2 protein-coding genes are annotated in these 1,812 nt (G+C 68.0%); both read left to right on the top strand.

Translation table 11 applies throughout. The annotated features are described in order from the left end of the window. The coding region (locus tag ACXJKR_RS31335) for a bifunctional hydroxymethylpyrimidine kinase/phosphomethylpyrimidine kinase (protein ID WP_457326179.1) at positions 1-573 on the top strand (573 nt) is incomplete at its 5' end. A gap of 18 nt (positions 574-591) precedes the next feature. Continuing rightward, positions 592-1,812: glutamate-1-semialdehyde 2,1-aminomutase (gene hemL / locus ACXJKR_RS31330; RefSeq protein WP_457326178.1), on the top strand; the 1,221-nt coding region annotated here is incomplete at its 3' end.

Genomic DNA, 1,812 nt, shown 5'->3' with positions numbered 1-1,812 from the left:
TATCTGCCCTCCGTCGCCTGGATCGACGAGGACGACCAGCAGCAGTACCTGGACGCGCTTCGCGAGCTGGTGCTGCCGCAGACCGCCGTGCTGGTGGGCAACCACAAGACCATGACGGACTTCCTGCTGCCCGATTGGGACAACGAGCGCGCGCCGTCGGCCCGCGAGCTGGCCGTCGCCGCCGCCCAGGCCGGCGCCCAGCACGTGCTGGTGACCGGCATCCAGCTGCCCAACCAGTTCGTGGACAACGTGCTGGCCAACTCGCAGGGGCCTATCACCGGGGAGAAGTTCGAGCGCTTCGAGACGGCCTTCGTCGGCGCGGGCGACACGCTGTCGGCGGCGCTCGCGGCGCTGCTGTCGGTGGGCGCGGAACTGCACTCGGCCGTCAGTGAAGCCTTGTCCTTCCTGGACCAGTCGCTGGATGCGGGCTTTCGTCCCGGTATGGGCAACGTCATCCCCGACCGCTTCTTCTGGGCCCTGCCCGCAGCGGACGAAGAAGGCGGCGAGCCGCCCGACTTCGAGCCCGAACCCGAACCCGAGCAGCCGCCCAAGACGCCGCGGCGCATGCATTGATCTCCTGACTCCTCTCTCATGGCCAGCAATTCAGAGCTCTTCGAGCGCGCCGCGCGCGTCATTCCAGGGGGCGTGAATTCCCCCGTGCGCGCTTTCCGCGCCGTCGGCGGCACGCCGCGCTTCATCCAGCGCGGCGAAGGCGCCTACATCTATGACGCCGAAGGCAAGCGTTATGTCGACTACATCGGCTCCTGGGGGCCGATGATCCTCGGCCACGGCCACCCGGCCGTGCTCGAAGCAGTCACAAAGGCCGCAGCTGAAGGCTTCTCCTTCGGCGCGCCGACGGAGCGGGAGATCGAGCTGGCCGAGGAGATCTTGAAGCTCGTGCCCAGCATGGACCAGGTGCGCCTGGTCAGCTCGGGCACCGAGGCGACCATGAGCGCCATCCGCCTGGCGCGCGGCGCCACCGGCCGCGCCAAGTTCATCAAGTTCGAAGGCTGCTACCACGGCCACACCGACGCGTTGCTCGTGAAAGCCGGTTCCGGCCTGGCCACCTTCGGCCACCCGACCAGTGCCGGCGTCACGCCGGGAGCCGCGGCCGACACCGTCGTCCTGGAATACAACAACGTCGAGCAGCTCGAAGCCGCCTTCGCCCAGTACGGCAGCGAACTGGCCTGCGTCATCGTCGAGCCCATCGCCGGCAACATGAATTTCGTGCGCTCGTCGGTGGCCTTCATGAGCGCCATGCGCCGCCTGTGCACCCAGCATGGCGCCCTGCTGGTGCTGGACGAGGTGATGACGGGCTTTCGCGTCGGCCTTGGCAGCGCCCAGGCTCACTACGCCCGGCTCATCCCGGGTTTTGCGCCCGACATCTCGGTCTTCGGCAAAGTCATCGGCGGCGGCATGCCGCTGGCGGCCTTTGGCGCCCGGCGCGCGGTCATGCAGCATCTGGCGCCGCTGGGTGGCGTCTACCAGGCCGGCACGCTGTCCGGCAACCCGGTGGCCACGGCCTGCGGGCTGGCAACGCTGCGCGAGATCCAGAAGCCCGGCTTCTTCAAGGCCCTGTCGGCCAAGACCCGCCAGCTCGTCGATGGCCTCAAGGCCGTCGCCGCCGAGAACGGCGTGCCCTTCAGCGCCGACTGTGAAGGCGGCATGTTCGGCTTCTTCCTGATGCCCGATCTGCCGCAGAACTACACCACCGTCATGACGACGGACAAGGAGCGCTTCAACCGCTTCTTCCATGCGATGCTGGATGCCGGCATCTATCTTGCTCCGGCCTTGTATGAGGCGGGCTTCGTG

Source organism: Roseateles sp. P5_E11 (genome assembly GCF_054049355.1).
The sequence above is the reverse complement of the archived record's forward strand: the minus strand, read 5'-3'. Positions and strand labels throughout refer to the sequence as shown.